We start from the raw sequence: 21,296 nt of genomic DNA on the forward strand, positions 1-21,296 counted from the left end.
GCGGGAGGCGGAATACGTTGCTGAACGGTACGAGGAAGCAGAGTGGCTCTCTGCGGAGTTGCACGATCTCCACGACGACTTAACAGCATTCGACGAGGAGGACCCGCCCGCCTCCGCCCGCGAGCAGAAGCGGGCGGAGGCGTCGTTACACCTGGAAGGCCTGATCAGGGAGGATTATGAGTCACAGGAGGTCCAGAAGTTGGTCGAGAAGATCAGGAACGGGTTAGGGCATTGGCTGACGTTTGTCACGGAGCCAGACGTCGATTCGACGAATAATCGCGCAGAGCGCGCTCTGCGCGAGCAAGTGGTGCTGCGGAAAATGTTCCGGACCCTTCGCTCAGCCGAAGGGGTCCAGATTCACGAGACGATCACGACCATGTTGGCTACGTGGAAACGGCGAGGACTTGATCCGCCTGAACAGCTCCAGTCCATCCTCGGTGGGAAAGAACTCAGATCAGGATGAGAGGCATCACTGGCCGGTGAATCCTGGTCACGCTATCCAACTACCCCGTTTTTATTCTATTGGCCGGAAGAACTGGATTGTTTGATTACTATTCCTTCAAATGGGGTCGTGTCGATTACGGGGGTAGAAACGGTGGGGGAAGCTGAGCAGGCTTTTGCACATCTTCAAAACCGAATTGAGGAGTTATTCCAGCAAGGATAGGTGTGAATAACGAGCAGAGCTGTCCGATAGGATTCAAACAGAAGATTGTAGGACTTGAACCCTTTTTCCTGAAGCCGGTGGAGGGATTTGAACCCTCGACCTAATCCTTACGAAGGATTCGCTCTGCCAGTCTGAGCTACACCGGCGAGGTGCGTTTATTTGTACGAGCGATAGCCGGCATAAGGATTGCGAATCGTTACGGTCATGTGAGACGGTTACGTGACTCGCGCTACCGCTCGAGTCGGACGTCCAGACACACGTTCAGCTCGTGCGGTGCGTACGAACGGACCGTGTGGCGGGTCTCGACGGTCACCTCGTACTCGGGCTCGGCGGCCGCGCGGATCGCGCGCTCGCCGGGACCGAACGGATCGTCTTCGTGCTGGATGTCGTAGTAGTGCAGCGTACAGACCTCGCCCGCGATCGTCACCGCCGACTCGAGGAAAGCGTCGGCGCTGTGGGGCAGGTTCATCACGATCCTGTCGGCCCAGTTCTCGTACTCGGGAGCGACCTCGCGGACGTCGTCGCAGATCGCCGTGACGCGGTCCTCGACGCCGTTCCGGCGGGCGTTCTCCCGGAGGTACTCGATCGCGGTCTCGTTGACGTCGACGCCGACCGTCTCGGCGCCGCGTTTCGCGAACGGGATCACGAAGGGGCCGACGCCGGCGAACATGTCGAACACGCGCTCTCCTTCCGTTACCTGTTCGGCGACCCGGTGGCGCTCGGTCGCCAGCCGCGGCGAAAAGTACACCTCGGCGAGATCCAGCGCGAACTCGCAGCCGTACTCGCGGTGGACGACCTCGGTGCCCTCGCCCGCGAGCAGCTCCCAGTCCCGAACCCGCGTCTCGCCTTTGACTTTCGAGGCCTTGTTCAGCACGGTGTCGACGGGGAGATCCGACTCGAGGATCGCGTCGGCGATCGCTCGCGCGCGCTCGGGATCGTCCTCGTCGAGCAACGCGGCCTCCCCGAGGCGCTCGTAGGACGGCTCGAACTCGAGTAGCTCCGCGGGAGTCGTCTGGCTCCGGCGCTCGTCGACGGCTCGCTCGACCGTCTCGTACTCGTCGGGGACCGCGTCGGGATCGGTCACCGGAACGTAGAGCCAGCCGTCCGCGACGGAAATTTCGTAGTCGTCGTCGATCAGGTCCGCCTCGGCGAGGCTCGCTCGCGTCCGTTCCCCGGCCTCGCGCTCGACGCGGACACACGGCACCTCCATACCACTACTCGCCGACCGCGGCTCCTAACGCTGACGCTTCCCCCCGGACTCGAAAGGTTATAGCGGCCGCTCGCGCTACCGACGGCCATGCTCACCTTCATCGGGCTCGGGCTCTACGACGAGCGGTCGATCACCGTCGAGGGCCGCGAGGCGCTGCGAGAGGCCGACCGGGCCTACGCCGAGTTCTACACCAGCAAGCTGCTCGGGACGACCGTCGAGGGGCTGGAGGACGCACACGACGTCTCGATCGAGGTCCGCGATCGAGCGGGCGTCGAACAGGAACCCGAGGACGTGCTCGCCGCGGCCGAGAGCGAGGACGTCGCCTTCCTGACGGCGGGCGATACGATGATTTCGACGACCCACGTCGACCTCCGGCTGCGCGCCCACGACCGCGGGGTCGAGACGCGGGTGATCCACGGCGTGACGGCCCAGACGGCCGCCAGCTCGCTGACCGGCCTGCAGAACTACCGGTTCGGGAAGGCGACGACGCTTCCGTTCCCCTACGCTCACGGCGCCGACGGGCTCCCCGCGAGCGTGACCGAGACGATCGACGCGAACCGCGCGGACGGCCACCACACCGTCGTTTATCTGGATATTAAGGCCGAGCGCGACGAGTACATGACTGCCGACGTCGGCGCCGAGCTGCTGGCCGAAGTCTACCCGGATCTCGTCGGCGTCGTCGTCGCTCGAGCCGGCAGTCCCGACCCCCTCGTCGCGGCCGGGACGATGACCGAACTCGCACGGCGGTCGTTCGGCGACCCGCTGCACCTGCTGGTCGTCCCCGGCGAGTGTCACCTCCTCGAGGCCGACGCGCTCGTCGAGTTAGCCGGCGTCGACAGGGACGCTCTCGATATCGTCTGAAACCGCCAGCGGGCGAACTGTTAGCGAACGGATAAGCGTCTCCGCACCGATCGCTCTCGGATACTGTCCTTTCGGGAAGAAGGTTTAGTACCTCTATTAACAAGTATACAGGTACGGAACGTTCAGACCACACATGGATAACGGCAACAACACTGGATTCGGGTCGTCCAGACGGCGACTGCTGGCCGCCGTCGGTGCAACGTCGGCGACGCTCGCCGGCTGTACGGACTTCCTGTCCGAAGACGAAAACGGCGGTAACGGTGAGAACGGTGACGACTCCGGCAACGGAAACGGAGACGGGAACGGCGACGACGCCGACGACGGTGGGGACGGCGGCGGCGAGACGCTGTGGCCCGCGATCGACGACGGTGAACTGCTTGCCGATTTCGAGGAGGAGCCGACCCGACGAACCGGCGAAGTTTCGGTGTCGTCCGAGGAGGCGCGCCGCGGGACACAGGCCGCCGTCATCGAGGACGAGGAGGGCGAGTCGGCGGGGCTGACCGTCTACTTCTCGGAGGCGATCGACCTCACCGACAGCGACGTCTCGGTCGCAGTCAAACCCGAGTCGGCAAACCGGATCGTCGTGGAGTTCATCGCACCGGGCCGGGAGAGCCGCCTCACGACGGTTCGGACCGTTCCCGGGGAGTTCACGGGCTGGTTCCGGCTCGACTGCGGGTACGAACACAAACCCGACGACGAGCCGGATCTGTCGAACGTCACCGCGATCAACATCCTCGCGACGAACGACGGGCGTCCGATCAAGATGGTCGTCGACGACCTGCGCAAGGTCGACTCCGTCGACAACGGGAAGGCCATCCTCCTGTTCCACGGCGGCTACGAGTCACAGTACGATATCGCGGCCGACATGCTCGAGGAGCGCGGCTGGGCCGGGGCCGTCCCGCTCCCGCCCGAGGCGATCGGCGAGAGCGGTCGGATGGACGTCACGCAGCTTCAGGAACTGCAAGACCGGGGCTGGGACATCTGTTCGAACCCGACGACCACGACGGCGCTCTCGGACTCGCCCCAGGACCGACAGCGGACGGTCCTCGAGAACTCAAAGAACATGCTCGAGGAGCAGGGCTTCGAGCAGGGGGCGCGACACCTGCTCGTCCCCGACGACCGGATGAGCGAGGAGACCTACGAGGTCGTCAGGGATCTCCACGAGACGGCGTTCCTGTTCGGGTCCTGCCCGAGCACGATGCCGCCGACGGAGCGCCACATGATCCCCCACGTCTGGGGGCCCTCGCTTCACAGCGGCGTGCGCCGCCACATCAATCTCGCCGATCAGTACAACCAGCTCACCGTGTTGCGCATGCAACGGATCGTCGATACGGACGACCCCGAGGGCAGCGAGATGACCCTCGACGAGTTCGAGCACCTGCTCGACCACCTCGAGAACCGCGGCCTCGACGTCATCACACCCTCCGATCTCGTCGACGGCGAGTACGAGGTACACGGTACCGAGGAGGAGACGATCGAGCGCCCCGAAGGGACGATCTTCGAGTCGGGTCAGTCCCACGAGCTCGACGGCGACGGCTCCGGGAGCGAGACCGTCGAACTCGACGAGGGGCTCGTCGTCGCGGAGTTCTCCCACGACGGGGACGACGAGTTCGTCGTGGAACTCGACGGCAACACTCTGACGACGTCCGGAAACGCGACGGGCGAATCGGTCGCGACCGTCGGCGGCGGCTCCGCGACGCTCGAGATCGAGGCCGACGGCGACTGGTCGATCGACCTCAGCCAGCCGGAAGTTCACGGCGACGACCTCGAGGACCTCCCCGTCGAGGCGTCGGGGTCGGGCTCGGGGTACGTCGGTCCGCTCTGGACCCAGGGCGGCGTCTCCCTGTCGCCGACCCACGACGGCGACGGGACGTTCGTCGTCGACGGCTACGGCGCGGACGGCAGCCGAGAGCAGCTCGTCAATCAGACCGGGTCGTTCGACAGCTCCCGTTCCTACGCGGCCGGCGGAACGGTCTGGATCAACGTCGAGGCCGACGGGGACTGGACGCTCGGCGCCGACTCGGCCTGAGGCGCTCGTCGGTTCGAAGAGCCGCTTTTTATAACCGGTCGATGATCGCGTTCGTCACGTCCTCGGTTCCGGCGTTGCCGCCCAGATCGCCCGTTCGGGGCCCCTCCTCGAGAGTCGCCTCGACGGCCGACCGGACCGCGGCGGCCTCCGCGTCGTACTCGAGGTACTCGAGCAACATCGCGGCCGAGAGGATCGCCGCGGCCGGGTTCGCGACACCCTCCCCCGCGATGTCGGGGGCGGTGCCGTGGACGGGTTCGAACAGTGCCCGATCGGGGCCGACGTTCGCGGAGGGGAGCAGGCCGAGCCCGCCGACCAGCCCCGCGGCGAGATCCGAGAGGACGTCGCCCGCGAGGTTCGGACAGACGACGACGTCGAACTGCTCGGGCTCGAGACAGACCTTCGTCGCGAAGGCGTCCATCAGCACCTCGTCGGTCGCGACGCCCGCGTCGTCGGCGACGTCGGCGACCGTCTCGCGGAAGAGGCCGTCCGTCTCGCGCATCACGTTGGCCTTGTGGGCGATCGTGAAGCCGTCGTGATCGCCTTGCTGGACGTACTCGCAGGCGAACTCCGCGAGCCGTCGGGAGGCCGTCTCCGTCGTCACGCGGGTCAGCGTCGCAACGTCGTCGGTGAGTCGATCCTCGTGACCTGCGTAGACGCCCTCGGTGTTCTCCCGGAGGAAGACCAGATCGGTCTCGGGTCGGACGGCGTCGACGCCCGGATACGCGGTCGCGGGGCGAACGTTGACGAACGAGCCGACCGCCTCCCGCAGTGGCAGGATAACATCCGCGGCCGTCTCGCCGGCCGCGCCGAACAGCGTCGCGTCGGCCGACGCGGCCAGGTCGTACGTCTCCTGGGGAAGCGGGTCGCCGGTCTCCTCGGCGACCGCGTCGCCGGCCTCGGCATCGGTGAACTCGAAGTCGATCTCGAGGGCGCTCAGTACGTCGACCGCTGCAGGTGTGACCTCCTGGCCGATTCCGTCACCGGGAACGACGGCGATCTCGTGAGTCATGACGGACTCTCGCGCGCCGGGGAAAAAGAGGGTATCGAATACCACGAGAACTGCCCGCCTGCGGGGCGGAATCCGAGTCAGGAGCGCGCCAGCCGCGCGACGCCGACCGCGACGAGCACCCCGACCGCGGCGAGGACGAACGGACTCGGCCCGGCCGAACCGCTCTCGGAGGGCGCGACGACCACGGTCTCGGTCGTCCCCTCGTCGACCGGTCCGGTTTCGACGGTGGTCGTCTCGAGCGCCGATCCCGAAGCCGTCACCGTGTAGCGCTCGCCGCTGCCGGGAACGGTGACCTCGAGCGTCCCGTCCGCGGCCGTGCGGCCGTCCGGCTCGAACGTCGCCCCCGACTTGGACTCGACGACGACGGACGCGTTCTCGACCGGGTTTCCGTCCGCGGTCTCGACGACGATCTCGAGGGTCGAATCGCCTCGCATGTCGAACGCCTCCGTTCGAGTGTCCGAGTCCGCGACGGCGACCGTTCGCTCGTCCGCGAGGCGTCCTGGGGCGTCTACCTCGAGCGCGTACTCTTCCCCGCCGGGAACGTCGTCGATCCGGTAGTGACCGTCGTCCGTTCGCTCGCCCGGGTACGTGCCGGTCGGTCCCGTCGCCGCGACCGTTCCGTCGTCGACCGGCGCTCCGAATCGCTCGTCCGCGAGGCCGACGCCGATCGTCCCGCTGCCGGCGAGCGAAAGATCGACGGTCGCCGATCCGTCAGTCGGCGGCGACGCCGTCTCCGACGCCGATTCGTAGCCGGCGTCTTCGGCGGCGACCTCGTACTCCCGGTCGCCCTCGAGCCCCTCGAGTTCGAACGCGCCGTCCGAGTCGGTCGTCGTCTCGTGGCGGGCGTCGCCGGCGATGGCCGTGACGGTCGCGCGCTCGAGGGAAGTGCCGGTGACGGTATCGGTTACCGTTCCCTCGATCGTCGAGTACGAGCCGGCTCGCTCGATCGCCGCCGGAACGTCGATGATCCCGTGGCCGCCGCGCTGGCCGTCGCCGCCGACCGCGGTCTCGACCAGCGCCGCCTCGAGCTCCGCGGCGCCGAGGGTCGTCGCCGTCGCGGACTGAACGAGCGCGGCCGCCCCGCCGGCCGCGGGCGCGGCCATACTGGTGCCGCTCTTGGTCGTGTACCCGCCACCGGGAGCGGTACTCGTGACGTCGACCCCGGGCGCGACGAGGGTCGGAACTGCATACGAGCCGGGCCAGTGATCCGGCGCGCCCGAACCCCACGTCTCGGCCGTTTCGATCTCCTCGCTGCTCGAGAACTCGGGGACGGTACCCTCCCCGTTTACCGCGCCGACGCTGGTCGTCGCGTGGAGGTTGCCCGGCGACGTCGAGGTTCCCGCACCCTGGTTGCCGGCCGAGCTGACGACCGGCGTCCCGGCGTCGTTCGCGTTCTCGATGGCCTCGAGCAGCCCGGCGTTGTACCCCTCGATCCCCAGGCTCAACACGATGACGTCCGCGTCCTCCTCGACGGCCCACTCGAGACCTGCGATGATGTCGCGCTGGTAGCCGACGCAGTCCTCACCCCCACAGTGAGTCATCACGGCGCCGTGGTAGAGGTCGGCATCCGGCGCGACGCCGATCTGCGTTCCGCTCTCGTTCCCTCCGACGGCGACCCCCGAGACGTGGGTGCCGTGGTCGTCGTAGGCGATCGGCTCGTCCGAGGGATCGTCGCCGAAGTCGCGCCACTCGGCGACGTCGAGATCGGGGTGGTCGCCGTCGACGCCCGAATCGAGAACCGCGACGGACGTCCCCTCGCCCCTCGTCCGGTAGGTGTCCCAGGCCTCGGGGACGTTTAGCTGCTCGAGTCCGGCCGAGGGGCCGTCCGACCCGGACGCCTCTCCGTCGACGTCCGCGTCGGCGTCGACCGCTCGATCGGTCGCGCCGGAAACCGCCTCGTTCGCGCTGATCGCGGTGACGCCGTCGGCCCGAGCGAGTGTCTCGAGATCCATCCGGTCGGTGTCGACCGTCGCGACCACGGCGGTGGTGAGCCAGAACTCCCGTTCGACGGTGACCGCGTCGTTCGAGGCGACCTCGCGGGCGAACCGCTCGTGGCTCGCCTCGGCGTGCGCCTTCCGATCGGCGAGGCCGTCGATCGAGTCCGGTGGCGGGGACTCGAGGTGAACGAAGACGGTGACCTCGCCCTCGGCGTCCTCGAGTGCGGGATCGATCGACACCTCCGCGGCGGTGTCGTCGACCTCGACGTCCGTTCCGACGCCGTCGGCGGTCGTTCCGACCGCCGTTCCCGGGACCAGCCCCACGACCAGCACGAGCGCGAGAAGGACGGCTCTCGGTCGGGTCGCGAGACGGTCGGCTACCGATCCCGGAGACATTAGTACAGTTTAGAGATTCAATATACTAAATATGATCGGCCGTTACCTATCGCTACGCGATCGGGACGGCGCGGGGGAAAAGGAGACTCCTACTCGGCTTCGGGAATCGCTTCGGACTCGACGTACGGCAGCGCTCGAGCGGTCTCGCGGACCGCACCTGCGTTGGACTTCATCAGCGCCGTCGTGTCCCAGACACCGTCGACCAGGGCCTTGCGCTGGGCGTCGTCGACGGTGACGTCGATCGTCTTCGAACCGTAGGTGACGGTCTCGGCCGCGACGTCGATCTCGAGTTCGCCGTCGGGGTTCTCATCGACCCAGTCCTGGAGCTTCTCGATCGTCTCGGCGTCGGCCGTGACGGTCGGAATGCCGAGCGCGAGGCAGTTGCCCGCGAAAATCTCGGCGAAGCTCTCGCCGATGATGGCGTCGATCCCCCAGCGCATCAGCGCCTGCGGGGCGTGCTCGCGCGAGGAGCCACAGCCGAAGTTCGAGTTGACTACCATCACCGAGGAGTCCTGGAACCGCTCCTCGTTGAACGGGTGGTCTTTCTGCTCGTCGTCCTCGTCGAACCGGAGATCGAAGAAGGCGAACTCGCCCAGTCCGTCGAAGGTGACGACCTTCATGAACCGCGCGGGAATGATCTGGTCGGTGTCGATGTCGTTGCCCCGGATCGGGATGCCCGAGCCGGAGACGGAGTCGACCTCGGGGATCTCGACCTCGTCTGCGTCAGTCATCAGGCGGTCACCTCCGCTTCCGGCAGCTCACGTACATCGGTCACTTCTCCGGTGATCGCCGCCGCGGCGACCATCCGCGGGTTCATCAGGACGGTCCGGCCGTCCTTCGAGCCCTGGCGGCCGACGAAGTTCCGGTTCGAGGACGAGGCGCAGGCCTCGTCGCCCTCGAGCTGATCCTCGTTCATGCCCAGACACATCGAACAGCCGGCGTTGCGCCACTCGAAGCCGGCCGCCTCGAAGACGTCCTTCAGGCCTTCCTCCTCGGCGGCCTCCTGGACGCGCTGGCTGCCGGGCACGACGAGCGCGCGGACGTCGTCGTGGACCTCCCGTCCCTCGACGATGCGGGCCGCGCGACGCAGGTCCGGCAGGCGGGCGTTCGTACAGGAGCCGAGGAAGGCGACGTCGATGTCGTACCCCGCCATCGTCTCGCCGGGCTCGACGCGCATGTGTTCCTGGGCGCGCCGTGCGGTATCCTGCTTGTCCGCGGGCAGGTCTTCGGGCGCCGGAATCGGATCGGTGATACCGATCCCCTGGCCCGGGGTCGTCCCCCAGGTGACGACCGGCTCGAGCTCGTCGGCGTCGATCGTCACGACGTCGTCGTACTCGGCGTCCTCGTCCGATCGAATCGACTCCCAGTACGGCTTGAGCTCCTCGAACTTCTCCGGGTTCTCCCGGAAGTAGTCGGTCTCCTCGAGCCACTCGTAGGTGGTCTCGTCGGGGTTGACGTAGCCCGCGCGGGCGCCGCCCTCGATCGACATATTACAGATCGACATCCGACCCTCCATCCCCAGGTCCTCGATGGCCGAGCCGGCGTACTCGTAGACGTAGCCGACGCCGCCCTCGGTGCCCAGCCGGCGGATGATCTCGAGGATGACGTCCTTCGCCTCGACGCCGTCGCCGAGTTCGCCGTCGACCTCGATCTTGCGTACCTTCTGCTTCTCGAAGGCCAGGGTGCCCGTCGCGAGGACGTCCCGGATCTGGCTGGTGCCGATCCCGAACGCGAGCGCGCCGAAGGCGCCGTGAGTCGAGGTGTGGGAGTCGCCACAGACGATCGTCTTGCCGGGCTGGGTGAGCCCCTGCTCCGGGCCGACGACGTGGACGATTCCCTGGTCGCCCGAGTTCGGGTCCGAAAACTCGATCCCGGCCTCGCGGACGTTGCGCTCGAGTTCGCTCATCATCTCCTCGGCGGCGTCCTCGGCGTAGGGCCGGGACTGGTCGGCCGTCGGGATGATGTGGTCGACCGTCGCGTGGGTGAGTTCGGGGTAGGCGACCTCGAGGTCCCGCTCGCGGAGCATGCCGAAGGCCTGCGGGCTGGTGACCTCGTGGATGAGGTGGAGGCCGACGAACAGCTGGTCCTGTCCGGTCGGCAGCGTCGTCACCTTGTGACGATCCCAGACCTTGTCGTACAGCGTGCCCTCGCTCATACGTCGGTTACTCCCCGTTCGTCGTCGCGGCCGTGCTCGTTGCCCCGCTCGAAGACGTCGTTCGCGTCGTCGGCGCCCTGTGGCGGCGTGTGATCGACGGTTTTCATCGTCTCCTCGGCATCCGCCCGCGGGTCCGTCGCGGCGGGGTTCTCGTCGTCGGCACCGTTGCGCCGACCGCCGTCGGCCACGACCGTCGGGCCGCGGCTGAACAGCCGCCCGGCCGTCTCGCCGGTGTAGGGGTTGGTGTGGCTGACCGCGCGCATCGAGTCGTCGTCCGATTCGGTGTCGTTCCTTCGGTTCATTCTAATCCGCTTGCACTTTCTCCCGCTCGTCCTCGGTTTCCGATTCCTGTTCCTCCTGCCAGGCGAACAGCGCGCGGAGGCGCTCGCCGACCTCCTCGATCTCGTGGTCCTTCTCGGCCTGGTTGAGCTGGGTGTAGACCGGGCGGTTGGCCTGGTTCTCGGTTACCCACTCGTTGGCGAACTCGCCGTTCTGGACCTCCTCGAGGACCTCCTCCATGTTCTGTCGGGCCTGGTCGTCGATGACCCGCTCGCCGCGGGTGAGCCCACCGTACTCGGCGGTGTCGGACACCGAGTCCCACATCGCGCCGAGCCCGTCCTCGTACATCAGGTCGACGATGAGCTTCATCTCGTTGAGACACTCGAAGTAGGCCATCTCGGGGCTGTAACCCGCGTCGACCAGCGTCTCGTAGCCGACCTTGATCAGCTCGGCGATGCCGCCACAGAGGACGGCCTGCTCGCCGAAGAGGTCGGTCTCGGTCTCCTCGCGGAACGTCGTCTCGACGACGCCGGCCCGCGTACAGCCGATCGCCTTGGCGTACGCCAGCGCTTCCGCCTTGGCGTCGCCGGTCGCGTCCTGGTAGACCGCCAGCAGCCCAGGGGTGCCCTCGCCGTTCTCGTAATTACGTCGGAGCAGGTGGCCGGGCGTCTTGGGCGCGATCATCGTCACGTCGACGTCCTCGGCGGGCTGGATCTGGTTGTAGTGGATGTTGAAGCCGTGGGCGAACTGGAGCGTGTCGCCGGCCTCGAGTTCGTCCTCGATCTGCTCGTAGACGTGTGGCTGGACCGTGTCGGGGACCAGCATCGAGACGATCTGTGCACGCGAGGCCGCCTCGACGGGCGTCGTGACCTCGAGTCCGTCCGCTTCCGCGGCCGAGCGCGAGGAGGAGTCCTCGCGCAGGCCGACGACCACGTCGACGCCGCTGTCGTGGAGGTTCAGCGCGTGGGCGTGGCCCTGGCTGCCGTAGCCGAGGACGGCGACGGTTACGTCGTCGAGCTGCGATTCGTCTGCGTCCGATTCGTAGTAGATCTCGGTGGTGAATTCGTCGTCAGTCATCGTCTGCTGGTTGGGTGTAGGGGGTGTTGTTCGCCTCGTTGGCGGTCGATTCTGCCGGCGCGGGTGCCGCGGTGTCGTCGGTGCCGCGCGCGAGCGCGGTCGTCCCCGTTCGGGCGATCTCGCGGATACCGAACTGGGAGAACGTCTCGATCGCGGCCTCGATCTTCTGGCGAGCGCCGGTGATCTCGAACGTCGCCGTCTCGGGGCTCGAGTCGACGGTCTTGGCGTCGTACATGTCCGCGACGGCGGCGACCTGGTCGGGCCGTTCGGCGTTGACTTTCACCAGGGCGAGCTCGCGGCGCATCGCGTCGGGCTCGAGTTCCCGCACGGCGATCACCGGGATCAGCTTGCGCAGCTGCTTTTTGATCTGGTCGATCCCCGGGTCGGGCTCCTCGACGACGAGCGTGATCCGCGCGCGGTCCTCGTCGTCGGTCGGGCCCACCGTCAGACTCTCGATGTTGAACTGCCGCCTCGAGAACAGTCCCGAGGCTTCGGCGAGCACGCCGGGTTCGTGTTCGACCAGCGCCGAGATGACGGTCCGTCGAGGTTCGTGTTTCGCCTCGACCTCGGGGTCGATGCGAATCCCCTGTTTGTTGCGCCGACCCGCGGGGGTGGGTCGCTCCCCGGGAGCGGGTCCGTCGAGGCCCTGCTCTCGTGTCATAGCTGGTCCTCCGCCAGCGCGAACTGGCCGTTGTCGCCCCCGCTCGGAACCATCGGGTAGACGTTCGCCTGCGGATCGATGTGGACGTCGATCACGGAGGGACCGTCGTAGGCCAGCGCGGCGTCGATCGTGTCCGCGACCTCGTCGTACTCGTCGATCCGGAAGCCCTGCGCGCCGAAGGCTTCGGCGAGCGTGTCGAACTCGGGCATCCAGCCGTAGTCGGAGGCGGAGTGGCGCCCGTCGAAGAAGGCGTCCTGCCACTGGCGGACCATCCCGATGTACTCGTTGTTGAGCACGGCGACCGTGATGTCTAAGTTCTCGCGAACGGCGACCGACAGCCCTTGCAGGGTCATCAGGAACGAGCCGTCGCCGTCGATGCAGACGACCTCCTGGTCGTCGTCGGCCGCGAAGCGGGCGCCGATCGCCGCCGGCAGGCCGTAGCCCATCGCGCCCAGGCCGTGGCTCGAGACCCAGGTGCGTGGCTCGGTGTAGGTCCAGTACTGGCAGGCCCACATCTGGTGTTGGCCGACGCCGGTGGTGACGATCGCGCGGTCGCTCGTGGCCTCGTCTAAAGCCTCGACGACGAACTGCGGTTTGATCGGCTCGTCCTCGGGGGCCTCGTAGGCCATCGAGTAGTCGGACTTCCACTGCTGGCACTGGGCGCGCCACTTCGTCGCCTGTGGCGACTCGTCGACGGCCTCGGCCAGCTGGGAGACGACGGTGCCGGCGTCGCCGATCAGCGGGTAGTCCGCGTGGATATTCTTCGAGATTTCGGCTGGATCGATGTCGACGTGGATGATCTCCGCGTCGGGTGCGAAGGTCTCGATGCCGCCGGTGAGCCGGTCGTCGAAGCGAGTGCCGACGGCGACCATCGCATCGCAGTGGGTGATCGCCATGTTGGCGTACCCGGTACCGTGCATGCCGGCCATCTCCATCGAGAGCTCGTGATCTTCGGGGAACGCCCCGATTCCGGGCATCGTCGTGACGACCGGAATCTCGTGTTCGGTCGCGAACTCGCGACAGACCTCGCTGGCCTCGCCCTTGATCACGCCGCCACCGAGCAGCATGATCGGTCGACTGGCGTTCTCGACGCGCTCGGCTGCGGCCGCGACGATCTCGGGGTCCGCTCGCTCCTGGACCTCGTAGGTGTCGGGCGTCCGCGGCTCGTCGGGCTCGCGGTCGGTTTCTGCGTTCGTGACGTCCTTCGGCAGGTCGACCAGCGTCGGACCCGGTCGACCCTCGCTGGCGAGCGCGAACGCCTCGCTGACGTCCGTGCCGACTCGATCGGGCTCGCTCGAGAACGTGTTGGTCTTCGTCACCGGCATCGTGACGCCGGTGGTGTCGGTCTCCTGGAAGGCGTCGTTGCCGACGAACTCCGTCGGCACCTGGCCGGTCAGTGCGACGACCGGATCCGAATCCATGTCGGCGTCGGCCAGGCCGGTGACGAGGTTCGTCGCGCCCGGCCCCGAGGTCGCCAGGCAGATTCCCGGCTCCCCGGAGACGATACCGTAGGCGTCGGCCGCGTGGGAGGCCCCTTGCTCGTGGGCCATCGTCACGTGGTAGATCTCGGAGTCGTACAGCGCGTCGTAGACGGGCATGATCGCGCCGCCCTGCACCCCGAAGGCGTGTTCGACGCCCGCGTTCTCGAGCGCGCGAACGACGGACTCGGCGCCCGTCGTGACGGGGGTCGGCTCGGCGTCGGTCGCCGCGTCGTCGGTGACGTCCTCAGTCGGGGCCGACTCCGGCGGTTCCTCCCGCGTCTCCTGGTCGTCGTGCTGTTCCTCGGTCGCGGTAACCGGTGGTGCGCGTTCGCTCATCGATTACCTCCTGTCGCCTCTCGGCGGTCCGGTGCGCTTGCTGGTGTCATCTGGTGAGTTGCTGGTCGCTCGGTGGTCGGTGCGACGGATACGGGCCGGGGTCGAGGAAGGAGTTGGTGAGGGGCTAGTGGGCCCCTACAATACGAATGTGAGCGAGCGCGCTGCCGTCGGTGTCGCGAGTGCGAACCGATGCTGGAGCGCGATCCGTCATTACTCCACTCGTAGGAGCGTCGACTATCATAATAGTTTCGTCCCGGGCAACGCTGGCGGGAACGGCGGCGCCATAGCCGGGGCTCCCGACCGGTAGCAAACGAGGGGGCCATCCCTCAGATCTGCACCTCCTCTCGCCGGCGCTCGACGCCGGCCTCCTCGGCGAACCGCTCCAGGTCGTCGACCGTGATGCGGCGCTTCTCGGCGCCGTAGTCCTTGACGCGGCGGGTTACCGTCCGCACCTCGTCGTCGGTTGGTTCGTACCCGCGCTCCTCCAAGCGCTCGCGGACCGAGTGGGTCCCGGTGTGTTTCCCCATGACTAGTCGACGCGTCGCGCCAACCATCTCTGGGGTCATCACGCCGGGCTCGAAGGTGTCGGAGTTCTCGATGACGCCGGCGGCGTGGATCCCGCTCTCGTGGGAGAAGGCGTTGTCGCCGACGACGGGCTTGTTCCCCGGCGTCTCGATCGAACTCTTCTCCTCGACGATCTCGGAGAGTTCCATGATGCGAGTCGTGTCGATCCCCGTGTCGCACTGGTAGACCGACTCGACGGCCATCACGAACTCCTCGTAGGCGGCGTTGCCGGCCCGTTCCCCGATCGAGTTGACCGACACCTGCGCCTGGTCGGCGCCGGCCTCGATCCCCGACAGGGCGTTGGCGGTCGCCAGCCCGAAGTCGTCGTGGGTGTGGACGTCGACCCGCGCGTCGGTGTGGGCACAGACTTTCTCGATCATCGCCCGGAATCGGTTGGGCGTGGCGACGCCGCAGGTGTCCGGGATGTTGATCCAGTCCGTTCCCGCCTCCGAGACGGCCTCGATCACGTCGATCAGGAACGCCTCGTCCGTTCGGGTCGCGTCCATCGGCGAGAACATGCAGGTCGCCCCCGCTTCCGTGATCCGCTCGACCGACTCGACGGCGCGCTGTACTACGTCCTCCCGGGTCGCGTGCATCGAGTCCTCGATCTGGACGTCGCTGGTGCTGACGAACGTGTGCACCATCTCGACGCCGGAATCGAGTGCGGCTTCGATGTCGTCGTCGACGACGCGGGCCAGCCCGCAGGTGGTCGTCGACGTCGAGGAAGCGATGTCACGGACCGCCTCGAACTCGGCCTCGGAGTTGACGGGGAACCCGGCCTCGATAACGTGGGTGCCCATCTCGTCCAGAACCGCGGCGATCTCGCGTTTATCGTCGTAGGAGAACGACGTCCCGGGCGACTGTTCGCCGTCCCGCAGCGTCGTATCGAAGACACGTGCTGACTCGATTTCGTCAGTGGAATCTAACGTGCCCTGGAAGAACTCGACCCCCCTGACTGGTGTCAGAGGTCGGGTTGCCTTGTGAAGACATTGTATCCGATCCGAGGACCGACGACGTATATAAAGCTGACGCTGCACGCGGGATGAGACGTCGTGTCAACCCTCACAGAAGTCCAACGATAGCAGAAAATCGCAAGACATCAACGCCCTATTATCGGACTGATATCCTATTATCATACTGCTCGCTCCGCGAGTCGACCCCGAGATCGGTCGCTCGAGCGCCTACAATCCATCCGAATATACTCGAAAATAACTCGGTCCGGCTGGCGCGCGCTTCCCGGTGGACGGTCGGTCAGTAAGAAACCACCACGCGGGACGTCTTTGGACTATCGTCCAGTTGTTCGTATATTTCGGGACACGAGTCGAGAGAGGAACAATTTCCCGGGACGAACCGACCCGTTACCGACGGGGATTCGTACGTGTTGCAGCTTCGCCCGGTCCGAGAGGCTCACCGCTCGGGGTCGAAACGGTCACTCGAGGGCGTCCCGGTGGGACTCGTACCGGCTCAGGTACCGATCCTCGCAGGAAGAACAGCAGAACGTCTTGATCTCGCCGTCGACCGTCACCGTCACGCCGTCGCCGGTGACCTGCTTCCCGCAGACGACACACTCGAGGGCGAACCCGGTCGCCGACAGCGCCGAGACGCGGGCCGACCGGTTGAGCAGCGTGACGTCGTACCCGGTCAGGGAAGCGAGATCGACCTCGCGGGCGAGCCACGAGCGGACGTCGCCGTCGGCGATCGTCGCGTGAACCAGGACGCGGCCGTCGACCCCCTCGAAGACGCGTTCGACACCCTCGAGTTCGCCCGCAGCCGCGTAGACGTCGTCGACCGCATCGGGAGCCGGCTCGAGGTCGACCAGCACCGAGACCTCGCCGTGGAGTCGCTCGCGGTCGACGTCGATCGTAAACCCCTGGATGATCCCCTGGCTCTCGAGCCGGGAGATGCGATCCGACACCGCCGGCGGCGTCAGGCCGACCCGGTCGGCGATCTCCTTGTACGGCCGCCGGGCGTCGCTCGCCAGCAACTCGAGGATCTCGAGGTCCGTCTCGTCGAGCTCGCGCATGGACGGTGGTTGGCAGGCGCGCGCCAAGAGTGTACCGCGAGCCCGACGGGGCGGCGGAATCGCGGCTCGATCACGCGTCTACGCGCAGCGTGTGAGAACTAAATCCCCGGTCGTGGTAGGGCGGCTGGCAATGACGTCAGACGACGTTACGGACCTCCTGACGGAGGCCTACATCGACGAACTCGAGACCGTGATGAACTACCTGACCAACGCCATCGTGCTCGACGGAGTCCACGCCGAGGAGGTCAAGGCGAGCCTCGAGGCCGACGTCGACGAGGAGCTCGAGCACGCGCGGCTGCTCGGCAACCGGCTGAAGCAGCTCGACCGGTCCCCGCCCGGCTCGGAGTCGTTCGAGGCCAGTCAGTCGAGTCTGCAACCGCCCGAGGACACCACCGACGTCGAGTCGGTGATCGACGGCGTCCTCGAGGCCGAGGAGGACGCCCTGGAGACGTACCGGTCGCTGCTCGAGGCCGCCGAGGACGCGAACGACCCGATCACCGAGGACGTCGCGGTGACGATCCTCGCCGACGAGGAGGCCCACCGGACCCAGTTCCGTGGATTCAAAAAGGAGTTCCCTCGGGACTGATACGGATTGCTGTAACTATTTACCGACGCAATCGCAGGATGGCTTGCGATTGCATCTCCAGTGACGTACAGCAGTCCATACAACGCGAAGCGAATGTTTTTCTCGGCGCGCTCCGAGGAGAGCCGTATGAGCGATTTCGATCTCGACCTGCGAACCGTCGAGGAACACATCGACGAGGAGTTCGAGCTCGACGGCGAAATCGTCCTCGGCATCCTCGACGGGACGACGCCGTCCGCGGAGTGGCTCGAGGCGGTCTCGTCGGGGAACGTGCTCGTCCTCTGCGTCGAGGGCGAAGTCAACGAACTCGCCTCCGGCTTCGCCCGCGACGTCAAGGAGTCGGGCGGGAACCTCATCCACTTCCGCGGCTTTCTGGTCGTCACGCCGCCGGGGATCGACGTCAACACCGACCGGCTGTAACGACTCGAGACGTAGCTCCCGTGCTCTTCGTTTTCTGAACCGCACCGCTCAGTTCAGGCGCCATCCGCTCGAAACGTCAGCCAGTGGCCGTCGGGGTCGCGAACCGCGACCTCCGCGTCCGTCTCCCGTTCGACTCGAGTGACGCGGTCCTCGACCGCCTCGAGGGCCGCCCCCGGATCGTCGGTCTCGAACCCGAGGTCGACGTGGACGCCGCCGCGGCCGTCGGCGATCCCGAGGTGGGGTTCCCACAGCTCGAGGGCCATCGGGCCGTTCAGCCGCACCCGCTTGCGGTCGTCGCCGACGTCGACGGTTCGAAAGCCCAGCGCCTCGTAGAACTCGCGGGCTCGGTCGAGGGATTCGACCTCGAGGACGACCTCGAAGAGGCCGTCGATCCCCGGCCCCTCGACGTCGCGCTGGCCGAGTTCGACGCAGTTCCCGTCGGGATCGTACAGGTACAGCGACCGCGAGGTGCCGAACTGAGCCTCCTTGAGGTCGTACTCGGCGCTCAGGCGGTCCCACCACTCGTCGTACTCCCCGGTGGGGATCGAGAGGGCGTAGTGGGTGTGAAGTCCGCCCCGGGGAACCGATTCGGGTCGCCGGAGGACGAGGTCGGTCTCGCCCGCGGCCAGGACGACCTCGCTCTCGCCGTCCTTGCGGACGGGCAGGGACAGCGTCTCCGCGTAGAACCGCCGCGCCGGCTCGAGGTACTTGACCTCGAGCGCGAGCCGGGAGAGGCCGGTGAGCATGGTCTCCCGTACACGGGGTGGGAGCATAGAAGCGTCGCCGTTCCGGGTTCGGCGGCGTCGGGGGCGGCGCGGCAGCGACTCGGCGGCGGATGATCGGCGACGAACCGGCGGAATCGGCGGGTTCGTCCAGGTTTATGACGCGAGCGAGCGTACCGCCGCCCATGCCATTTCGCGTCGACGAGCGCGCGACCGAGTTCGCCGAGATCGATCGGTTCGACGGCGGCGTCGGCTGGATCGCCCATCCCGACGAGGAGATGCAGCGGGCCAGCCACGCCCTCGAGCACGAGGGCGAGGTGTGGGTGATCGACCCCGTCGACGCCGAGGGAATCGACGCCCTCCTCGCGGAGTTCGGCGAGGTCCGCGGCGTGGTCGTCACGCTGGATCGACACGCGCGCGACGCCGCCGACGTCGCGAACCGCCACGAGGTGCCGGTGTACCTCCCGGCGTTCTTCGAGGGCGTCTCCGAGGAGCTCGAGGCGCCGGTCGTTCGCTTCGGCGACGAACTGGCCGATACGGGGTTCAAGGCGCGAACGGTCGTCGACAGCCGGTTCTGGCAGGAGGTCGCCCTCTACGACCCCGAGGGGAGGACGCTCGTCGTCCCGGAGTCGGTCGGTACCGCCGACTACTTCGTCGCCAGAGGGGAACGCCTCGGCGTCCACCCGATGCGACGGGCGATTCCGCCGCGAGAGGCTCTCGGCGACCTCGTCCCCGACCGGGTGCTCGTCGGCCACGGCGCCGGCGTGCTGACCGACGCGACGACGGCCCTCGAGACCGCCCTCTCTCAGTCGCGGACGCGGGCCCCGCTGCTGTACGCCAAGACGGGGCGAAAGCTGTTGCCGTTCTGATGGGATACAGCTAACTGTCGTGGGCGCATATGTGTACGGCGTGGTCTACGTTACCCGCGCCCTCGTCGAGGTGTTGCTCGAGCTGGCCGAGGACGCCGATCCGGATCGGGTCAGAACGGGCGTCTCGGTGACGCCGGCCGGCGAACTCGAGGGAGCCGAGGGGCTCCCGCCCGAGACGCCGGTCTTTACGGACTTCTTCCTTCCCGACCCCGGGAACGCTGTCAACGCGGTGTTCGGCGTCGACCTCTCGACGCCGGCCCGACAGGCACAGGGCCAGTTCGTCTCCCACCCCGTCAGGGAACTCGAGGTAACGCAACGCGACGACCTCGCACAGGTGGTCTTCGTCGCCGTCCCGCCCTGGGAGGTCGACGAGTCGTCGTTCGGCGCCTTCGATCGGTTCGGCGAGCGCCAGCCTCTCGACGTCATCGACGCCAGAGCGCCCGAGCGGTCGCTCCGGGAGTGAGACCGACTGCCGTACGAGACCGGCGGCTCGAGCCCGCCCCGACGAACGGCCGCGCTACTCGAGGTAGCCCAGTCCGCGGAGCTGTTCGGTGATCTCCTCGAACTCGGCCTCGGTCAGCTCGCCCTGTCGCTGGTGCTGGATGACGATGCTTCGGAGCAGGAACCGGACCAGGTCGCTGGTGCTCTGGAAACTCGTCCCCTCGATCGTTTCGTCGACGCGGTCGGCCAGATCCTTCGGGATCGAAACCGTGGTGTACTCGACCATACCGGATACTCCGGCGCGGTCCCCAAAGACGTGTCGCCACCTGACGGTGCCCTCGAGCGCGTCTCGCGACTCGAGGCGGGGTCGAACGTCCGAACGGTCGTCGATCGCGCTCGACAGCTCACGGATCGCCGACCGTCTCCGCAGCGGTTTTGATATGCGGCGTTGTACTGCAGGGTATGGGAGTCAGGCCACCATCGAACGACGACGACGACGAGCCGGAGAGCGTCGACTTCGGAATCGCCGCCGTCGACGCGCGTCTCAGGCGCTCGGAGCTCTCGTTTCCGGCGACCAGAGACGACGTCGACGCCGAACTCGGCCACGAACGGATCTCGTACGACGTCCACGGAAACGACGTCGCCCTCGGCGAGATGCTCGCCGAGACCGACCAGGAACGGTTCGACTCGCGCCAGCAGCTGCTGAACGCGCTCCACGAACCGTTCGAAGAGTACCGCCGACAGAACTCGAACGGCGTCGTCCAGCAGTTTCGATCGATGCTGCCGTTCTAGCCGTTCCGTTCGCTACTCGTCGTCTCGGTCCCGTTCGCGCTCGGCCCGCGTGATCTGCTCGAGCCGTCGGCGCTGTTCGCGGTGCAGCGTCACGAGCATGTCCGAGAGCACGCCGAACATGAGCAGCTGTACCCCGAGCAGGATGGCGGCCGCCGAGACGACCGCCAGGATCTCGTGGCCCTGCTGGTACTGGATCCACTGCCAGAGGACGTACATCGCGACGACGCCGCCGGAGGCGATGCTCGCCGCGCCGAGACTTCCGAAGTAGAACAGCGGGTTGTTCGTCTTCGCCAGCGAGTACAGCGCCAGCACGATCGTGCCGCCGTCTTTCAGGGGATGGAGGTTCGTCTCCGAGTCATCGGGGCGGGCGCTGTAACTGACGGGGACGACCGTCGTGTCGACCCCGTGTTTGACACACTCGACGGCGAGTTCGGTCTCGATCGTGAACCCGTCCGAATCGAGCGAGAGCCGCTCGAACGACTCGGTCGTAAACGCCCGGTACCCCGAGAGGATGTCGTCGTACTCGGCGCCGTGGATCAGCCGGAACGAACGGTTGATCAGTCGGTTTCCGAACCCGTTCAGGGCGGCCATCGCGTCGTCGTCCATGTCCGCAAAGCGGTTCCCGATGACGTGTTCGTACCCCCGCGAGAGCGGCTCGAGCATCCGATCCGCGTCGGCCGGGTCGTAGGTGCCGTCGCCGTCGACCATCAACACGTACGGAACGGTGACGTACTCGAGGGCCTCCCGAACGGCCTGTCCCTTCCCGTCGCCGTTCTGGGTAAACACC

General features: G+C 67.1%; 22 protein-coding genes and 1 tRNA gene. 8 read left to right on the forward strand and 15 right to left on the reverse strand.

Annotation, left to right across the window (positions count from 1 at the left end; all coding sequences use genetic code 11):
- A partial coding sequence (locus ACNA7R_RS13335) for an IS66 family transposase (protein WP_416284051.1) occupies nucleotides 1-463 on the forward strand: 463 nt, incomplete at its 5' end.
- Nucleotides 464-736: 273 nt separating this feature from the next.
- On the opposite strand, the gene ACNA7R_RS13340 is transcribed toward ACNA7R_RS13335, so the two are convergent.
- Nucleotides 737-810, reverse strand: a tRNA-Thr gene (locus ACNA7R_RS13340).
- A gap of 83 nt (nucleotides 811-893) precedes the next feature.
- Nucleotides 894-1,874 carry a class I SAM-dependent methyltransferase gene (locus ACNA7R_RS13345; RefSeq protein ID WP_416284052.1) on the reverse strand — a complete coding sequence of 327 codons (981 nt, stop codon included), beginning with the start codon at nucleotides 1,872-1,874 and terminating at the stop codon, nucleotides 894-896.
- Between the two features lie 87 nt (nucleotides 1,875-1,961).
- Between ACNA7R_RS13345 and dph5 the strand changes: the two genes are divergently transcribed.
- Together dph5 and ACNA7R_RS13355 are read left to right on the forward strand one after the other, a co-directional pair.
- The gene (gene dph5 / locus ACNA7R_RS13350) at nucleotides 1,962-2,735 is read left to right on the forward strand and encodes a diphthine synthase (RefSeq protein ID WP_416284053.1); all 774 of its coding nucleotides are present in this window, start codon (nucleotides 1,962-1,964) and stop codon (nucleotides 2,733-2,735) included.
- Between the two features lie 133 nt (nucleotides 2,736-2,868).
- Nucleotides 2,869-4,764, forward strand: a complete 1,896-nt coding sequence (locus ACNA7R_RS13355) for a polysaccharide deacetylase family protein (protein WP_416284054.1) — start codon at nucleotides 2,869-2,871, stop codon at nucleotides 4,762-4,764.
- 28 nt (nucleotides 4,765-4,792) lie between these two features.
- Here the strand turns inward: ACNA7R_RS13355 and ACNA7R_RS13360 are convergent, their stop codons facing one another.
- The 10 genes from ACNA7R_RS13360 to ACNA7R_RS13405 all read right to left on the reverse strand — a co-directional run bounded on the left by ACNA7R_RS13360 (nucleotide 4,793) and on the right by ACNA7R_RS13405 (nucleotide 16,682).
- The gene (locus tag ACNA7R_RS13360) at nucleotides 4,793-5,773 is read right to left on the reverse strand and encodes an isocitrate/isopropylmalate dehydrogenase family protein (protein ID WP_416284055.1); all 981 of its coding nucleotides are present in this window, start codon (nucleotides 5,771-5,773) and stop codon (nucleotides 4,793-4,795) included.
- Between the two features lie 77 nt (nucleotides 5,774-5,850).
- Nucleotides 5,851-8,106: a S8 family serine peptidase gene (locus ACNA7R_RS13365; RefSeq protein WP_416284056.1), complete on the reverse strand. Its 2,256-nt coding sequence runs from the start codon at nucleotides 8,104-8,106 to the stop codon at nucleotides 5,851-5,853.
- Nucleotides 8,107-8,195: 89 nt separating this feature from the next.
- Nucleotides 8,196-8,837 (reverse strand): 3-isopropylmalate dehydratase small subunit, encoded by a 642-nt coding sequence (gene leuD, locus ACNA7R_RS13370; RefSeq protein WP_416284057.1) that lies wholly within the window; start codon nucleotides 8,835-8,837, stop codon nucleotides 8,196-8,198.
- Entirely contained in the window at nucleotides 8,837-10,261 is a 1,425-nt protein-coding gene (gene leuC / locus ACNA7R_RS13375; protein ID WP_416284058.1) for a 3-isopropylmalate dehydratase large subunit, read from the reverse strand. Before leuC ends, leuD begins: the two co-directional genes overlap by 1 nt.
- The gene (locus ACNA7R_RS13380) at nucleotides 10,258-10,563 is read right to left on the reverse strand and encodes a hypothetical protein (RefSeq protein WP_416284059.1); all 306 of its coding nucleotides are present in this window, start codon (nucleotides 10,561-10,563) and stop codon (nucleotides 10,258-10,260) included. The genes leuC and ACNA7R_RS13380 overlap by 4 nt, the downstream gene beginning before the upstream one ends.
- Nucleotide 10,564: 1 nt before the next feature.
- Nucleotides 10,565-11,617: a ketol-acid reductoisomerase gene (gene ilvC / locus ACNA7R_RS13385; protein WP_416284060.1), complete on the reverse strand. Its 1,053-nt coding sequence runs from the start codon at nucleotides 11,615-11,617 to the stop codon at nucleotides 10,565-10,567.
- A complete protein-coding gene (gene ilvN, locus ACNA7R_RS13390; protein WP_416284061.1) occupies nucleotides 11,610-12,278 on the reverse strand; it encodes an acetolactate synthase small subunit in 669 nt (222 codons plus the stop codon). Before ilvN ends, ilvC begins: the two co-directional genes overlap by 8 nt.
- Entirely contained in the window at nucleotides 12,275-14,095 is a 1,821-nt protein-coding gene (ilvB, locus tag ACNA7R_RS13395; protein WP_416284062.1) for a biosynthetic-type acetolactate synthase large subunit, read from the reverse strand. The genes ilvN and ilvB overlap by 4 nt, the downstream gene beginning before the upstream one ends.
- 326 nt (nucleotides 14,096-14,421) lie before the next feature.
- Entirely contained in the window at nucleotides 14,422-15,654 is a 1,233-nt protein-coding gene (locus ACNA7R_RS13400; RefSeq protein WP_416284071.1) for a LeuA family protein, read from the reverse strand.
- Nucleotides 15,655-16,088: 434 nt separating this feature from the next.
- Entirely contained in the window at nucleotides 16,089-16,682 is a 594-nt protein-coding gene (locus ACNA7R_RS13405) for a winged helix-turn-helix transcriptional regulator (RefSeq protein ID WP_416284063.1), read from the reverse strand.
- Nucleotides 16,683-16,812: 130 nt separating this feature from the next.
- On the opposite strand from ACNA7R_RS13405, the gene ACNA7R_RS13410 reads away from it, so the two are divergent.
- Both ACNA7R_RS13410 and ACNA7R_RS13415 read left to right on the forward strand, forming a co-directional pair.
- Nucleotides 16,813-17,268 (forward strand): ferritin-like domain-containing protein, encoded by a 456-nt coding sequence (locus tag ACNA7R_RS13410; protein ID WP_416284064.1) that lies wholly within the window; start codon nucleotides 16,813-16,815, stop codon nucleotides 17,266-17,268.
- A gap of 126 nt (nucleotides 17,269-17,394) precedes the next feature.
- The gene (locus tag ACNA7R_RS13415; RefSeq protein ID WP_416284065.1) at nucleotides 17,395-17,685 is read left to right on the forward strand and encodes a DUF5779 family protein; all 291 of its coding nucleotides are present in this window, start codon (nucleotides 17,395-17,397) and stop codon (nucleotides 17,683-17,685) included.
- A 53-nt stretch (nucleotides 17,686-17,738) separates the two neighbouring features.
- Here ACNA7R_RS13415 and ACNA7R_RS13420 read toward each other — a convergent pair whose 3' ends face one another.
- Nucleotides 17,739-18,431, reverse strand: coding sequence for a VOC family protein (locus tag ACNA7R_RS13420; protein ID WP_416284066.1), 693 nt, complete (start codon nucleotides 18,429-18,431; stop codon nucleotides 17,739-17,741).
- 161 nt (nucleotides 18,432-18,592) lie between these two features.
- Here ACNA7R_RS13420 and ACNA7R_RS13425 point away from each other — a divergent pair, with 161 nt between their 5' ends.
- Together ACNA7R_RS13425 and ACNA7R_RS13430 are read left to right on the forward strand one after the other, a co-directional pair.
- Nucleotides 18,593-19,276, forward strand: a complete 684-nt coding sequence (locus ACNA7R_RS13425; protein ID WP_416284067.1) for a hypothetical protein — start codon at nucleotides 18,593-18,595, stop codon at nucleotides 19,274-19,276.
- A gap of 40 nt (nucleotides 19,277-19,316) precedes the next feature.
- A complete protein-coding gene (locus ACNA7R_RS13430) occupies nucleotides 19,317-19,739 on the forward strand; it encodes a hypothetical protein (RefSeq protein ID WP_416284068.1) in 423 nt (140 codons plus the stop codon).
- Between the two features lie 54 nt (nucleotides 19,740-19,793).
- On the opposite strand, the gene ACNA7R_RS13435 is transcribed toward ACNA7R_RS13430, so the two are convergent.
- Nucleotides 19,794-20,003 (reverse strand): ribbon-helix-helix domain-containing protein, encoded by a 210-nt coding sequence (locus ACNA7R_RS13435; protein ID WP_005559900.1) that lies wholly within the window; start codon nucleotides 20,001-20,003, stop codon nucleotides 19,794-19,796.
- A 176-nt stretch (nucleotides 20,004-20,179) separates the two neighbouring features.
- On the opposite strand from ACNA7R_RS13435, the gene ACNA7R_RS13440 reads away from it, so the two are divergent.
- Nucleotides 20,180-20,509 (forward strand): hypothetical protein, encoded by a 330-nt coding sequence (locus ACNA7R_RS13440; protein WP_416284069.1) that lies wholly within the window; start codon nucleotides 20,180-20,182, stop codon nucleotides 20,507-20,509.
- Nucleotides 20,510-20,521: 12 nt separating this feature from the next.
- Here the strand turns inward: ACNA7R_RS13440 and aglJ are convergent.
- The coding region (aglJ, locus tag ACNA7R_RS13445; protein ID WP_416284070.1) for an S-layer glycoprotein N-glycosyltransferase AglJ at nucleotides 20,522-21,296 on the reverse strand (775 nt) is incomplete at its 5' end.

The sequence above is a fragment of the Natronococcus sp. genome (genome assembly GCF_047921035.1).
In the GTDB taxonomy this organism is placed as follows: Archaea; Halobacteriota; Halobacteria; order Halobacteriales; family Natrialbaceae; genus Natronococcus.

Bases quoted from the DNA above. Each gene is read 5' to 3' on its own strand.
- ACNA7R_RS13345 (WP_416284052.1), bottom strand. From the start codon at position 1,874: ATGGAGGTGCCGTGTGTCCGCGTCGAGCGCGAGGCCGGGGAACGGACG.
- ACNA7R_RS13425 (WP_416284067.1), top strand. From the start codon at position 18,593: ATGCCATTTCGCGTCGACGAGCGCGCGACCGAGTTCGCCGAGATCGAT.
- leuD (WP_416284057.1), bottom strand. From the start codon at position 8,837: ATGACTGACGCAGACGAGGTCGAGATCCCCGAGGTCGACTCCGTCTCC.
- ACNA7R_RS13410 (WP_416284064.1), top strand. From the start codon at position 16,813: ATGACGTCAGACGACGTTACGGACCTCCTGACGGAGGCCTACATCGAC.
- ACNA7R_RS13435 (WP_005559900.1), bottom strand. From the start codon at position 20,003: ATGGTCGAGTACACCACGGTTTCGATCCCGAAGGATCTGGCCGACCGC.
- ilvB (WP_416284062.1), bottom strand. From the start codon at position 14,095: ATGAGCGAACGCGCACCACCGGTTACCGCGACCGAGGAACAGCACGAC.
- ACNA7R_RS13365 (WP_416284056.1), bottom strand. From the start codon at position 8,106: ATGTCTCCGGGATCGGTAGCCGACCGTCTCGCGACCCGACCGAGAGCC.
- leuC (WP_416284058.1), bottom strand. From the start codon at position 10,261: ATGAGCGAGGGCACGCTGTACGACAAGGTCTGGGATCGTCACAAGGTG.
- ACNA7R_RS13360 (WP_416284055.1), bottom strand. From the start codon at position 5,773: ATGACTCACGAGATCGCCGTCGTTCCCGGTGACGGAATCGGCCAGGAG.
- ACNA7R_RS13405 (WP_416284063.1), bottom strand. From the start codon at position 16,682: ATGCGCGAGCTCGACGAGACGGACCTCGAGATCCTCGAGTTGCTGGCG.
- ACNA7R_RS13440 (WP_416284069.1), top strand. From the start codon at position 20,180: ATGGGAGTCAGGCCACCATCGAACGACGACGACGACGAGCCGGAGAGC.
- ACNA7R_RS13420 (WP_416284066.1), bottom strand. From the start codon at position 18,431: ATGCTCACCGGCCTCTCCCGGCTCGCGCTCGAGGTCAAGTACCTCGAG.
- dph5 (WP_416284053.1), top strand. From the start codon at position 1,962: ATGCTCACCTTCATCGGGCTCGGGCTCTACGACGAGCGGTCGATCACC.
- ACNA7R_RS13380 (WP_416284059.1), bottom strand. From the start codon at position 10,563: ATGAACCGAAGGAACGACACCGAATCGGACGACGACTCGATGCGCGCG.
- ilvC (WP_416284060.1), bottom strand. From the start codon at position 11,617: ATGACTGACGACGAATTCACCACCGAGATCTACTACGAATCGGACGCA.
- ilvN (WP_416284061.1), bottom strand. From the start codon at position 12,278: ATGACACGAGAGCAGGGCCTCGACGGACCCGCTCCCGGGGAGCGACCC.
- ACNA7R_RS13415 (WP_416284065.1), top strand. From the start codon at position 17,395: ATGAGCGATTTCGATCTCGACCTGCGAACCGTCGAGGAACACATCGAC.
- ACNA7R_RS13355 (WP_416284054.1), top strand. From the start codon at position 2,869: ATGGATAACGGCAACAACACTGGATTCGGGTCGTCCAGACGGCGACTG.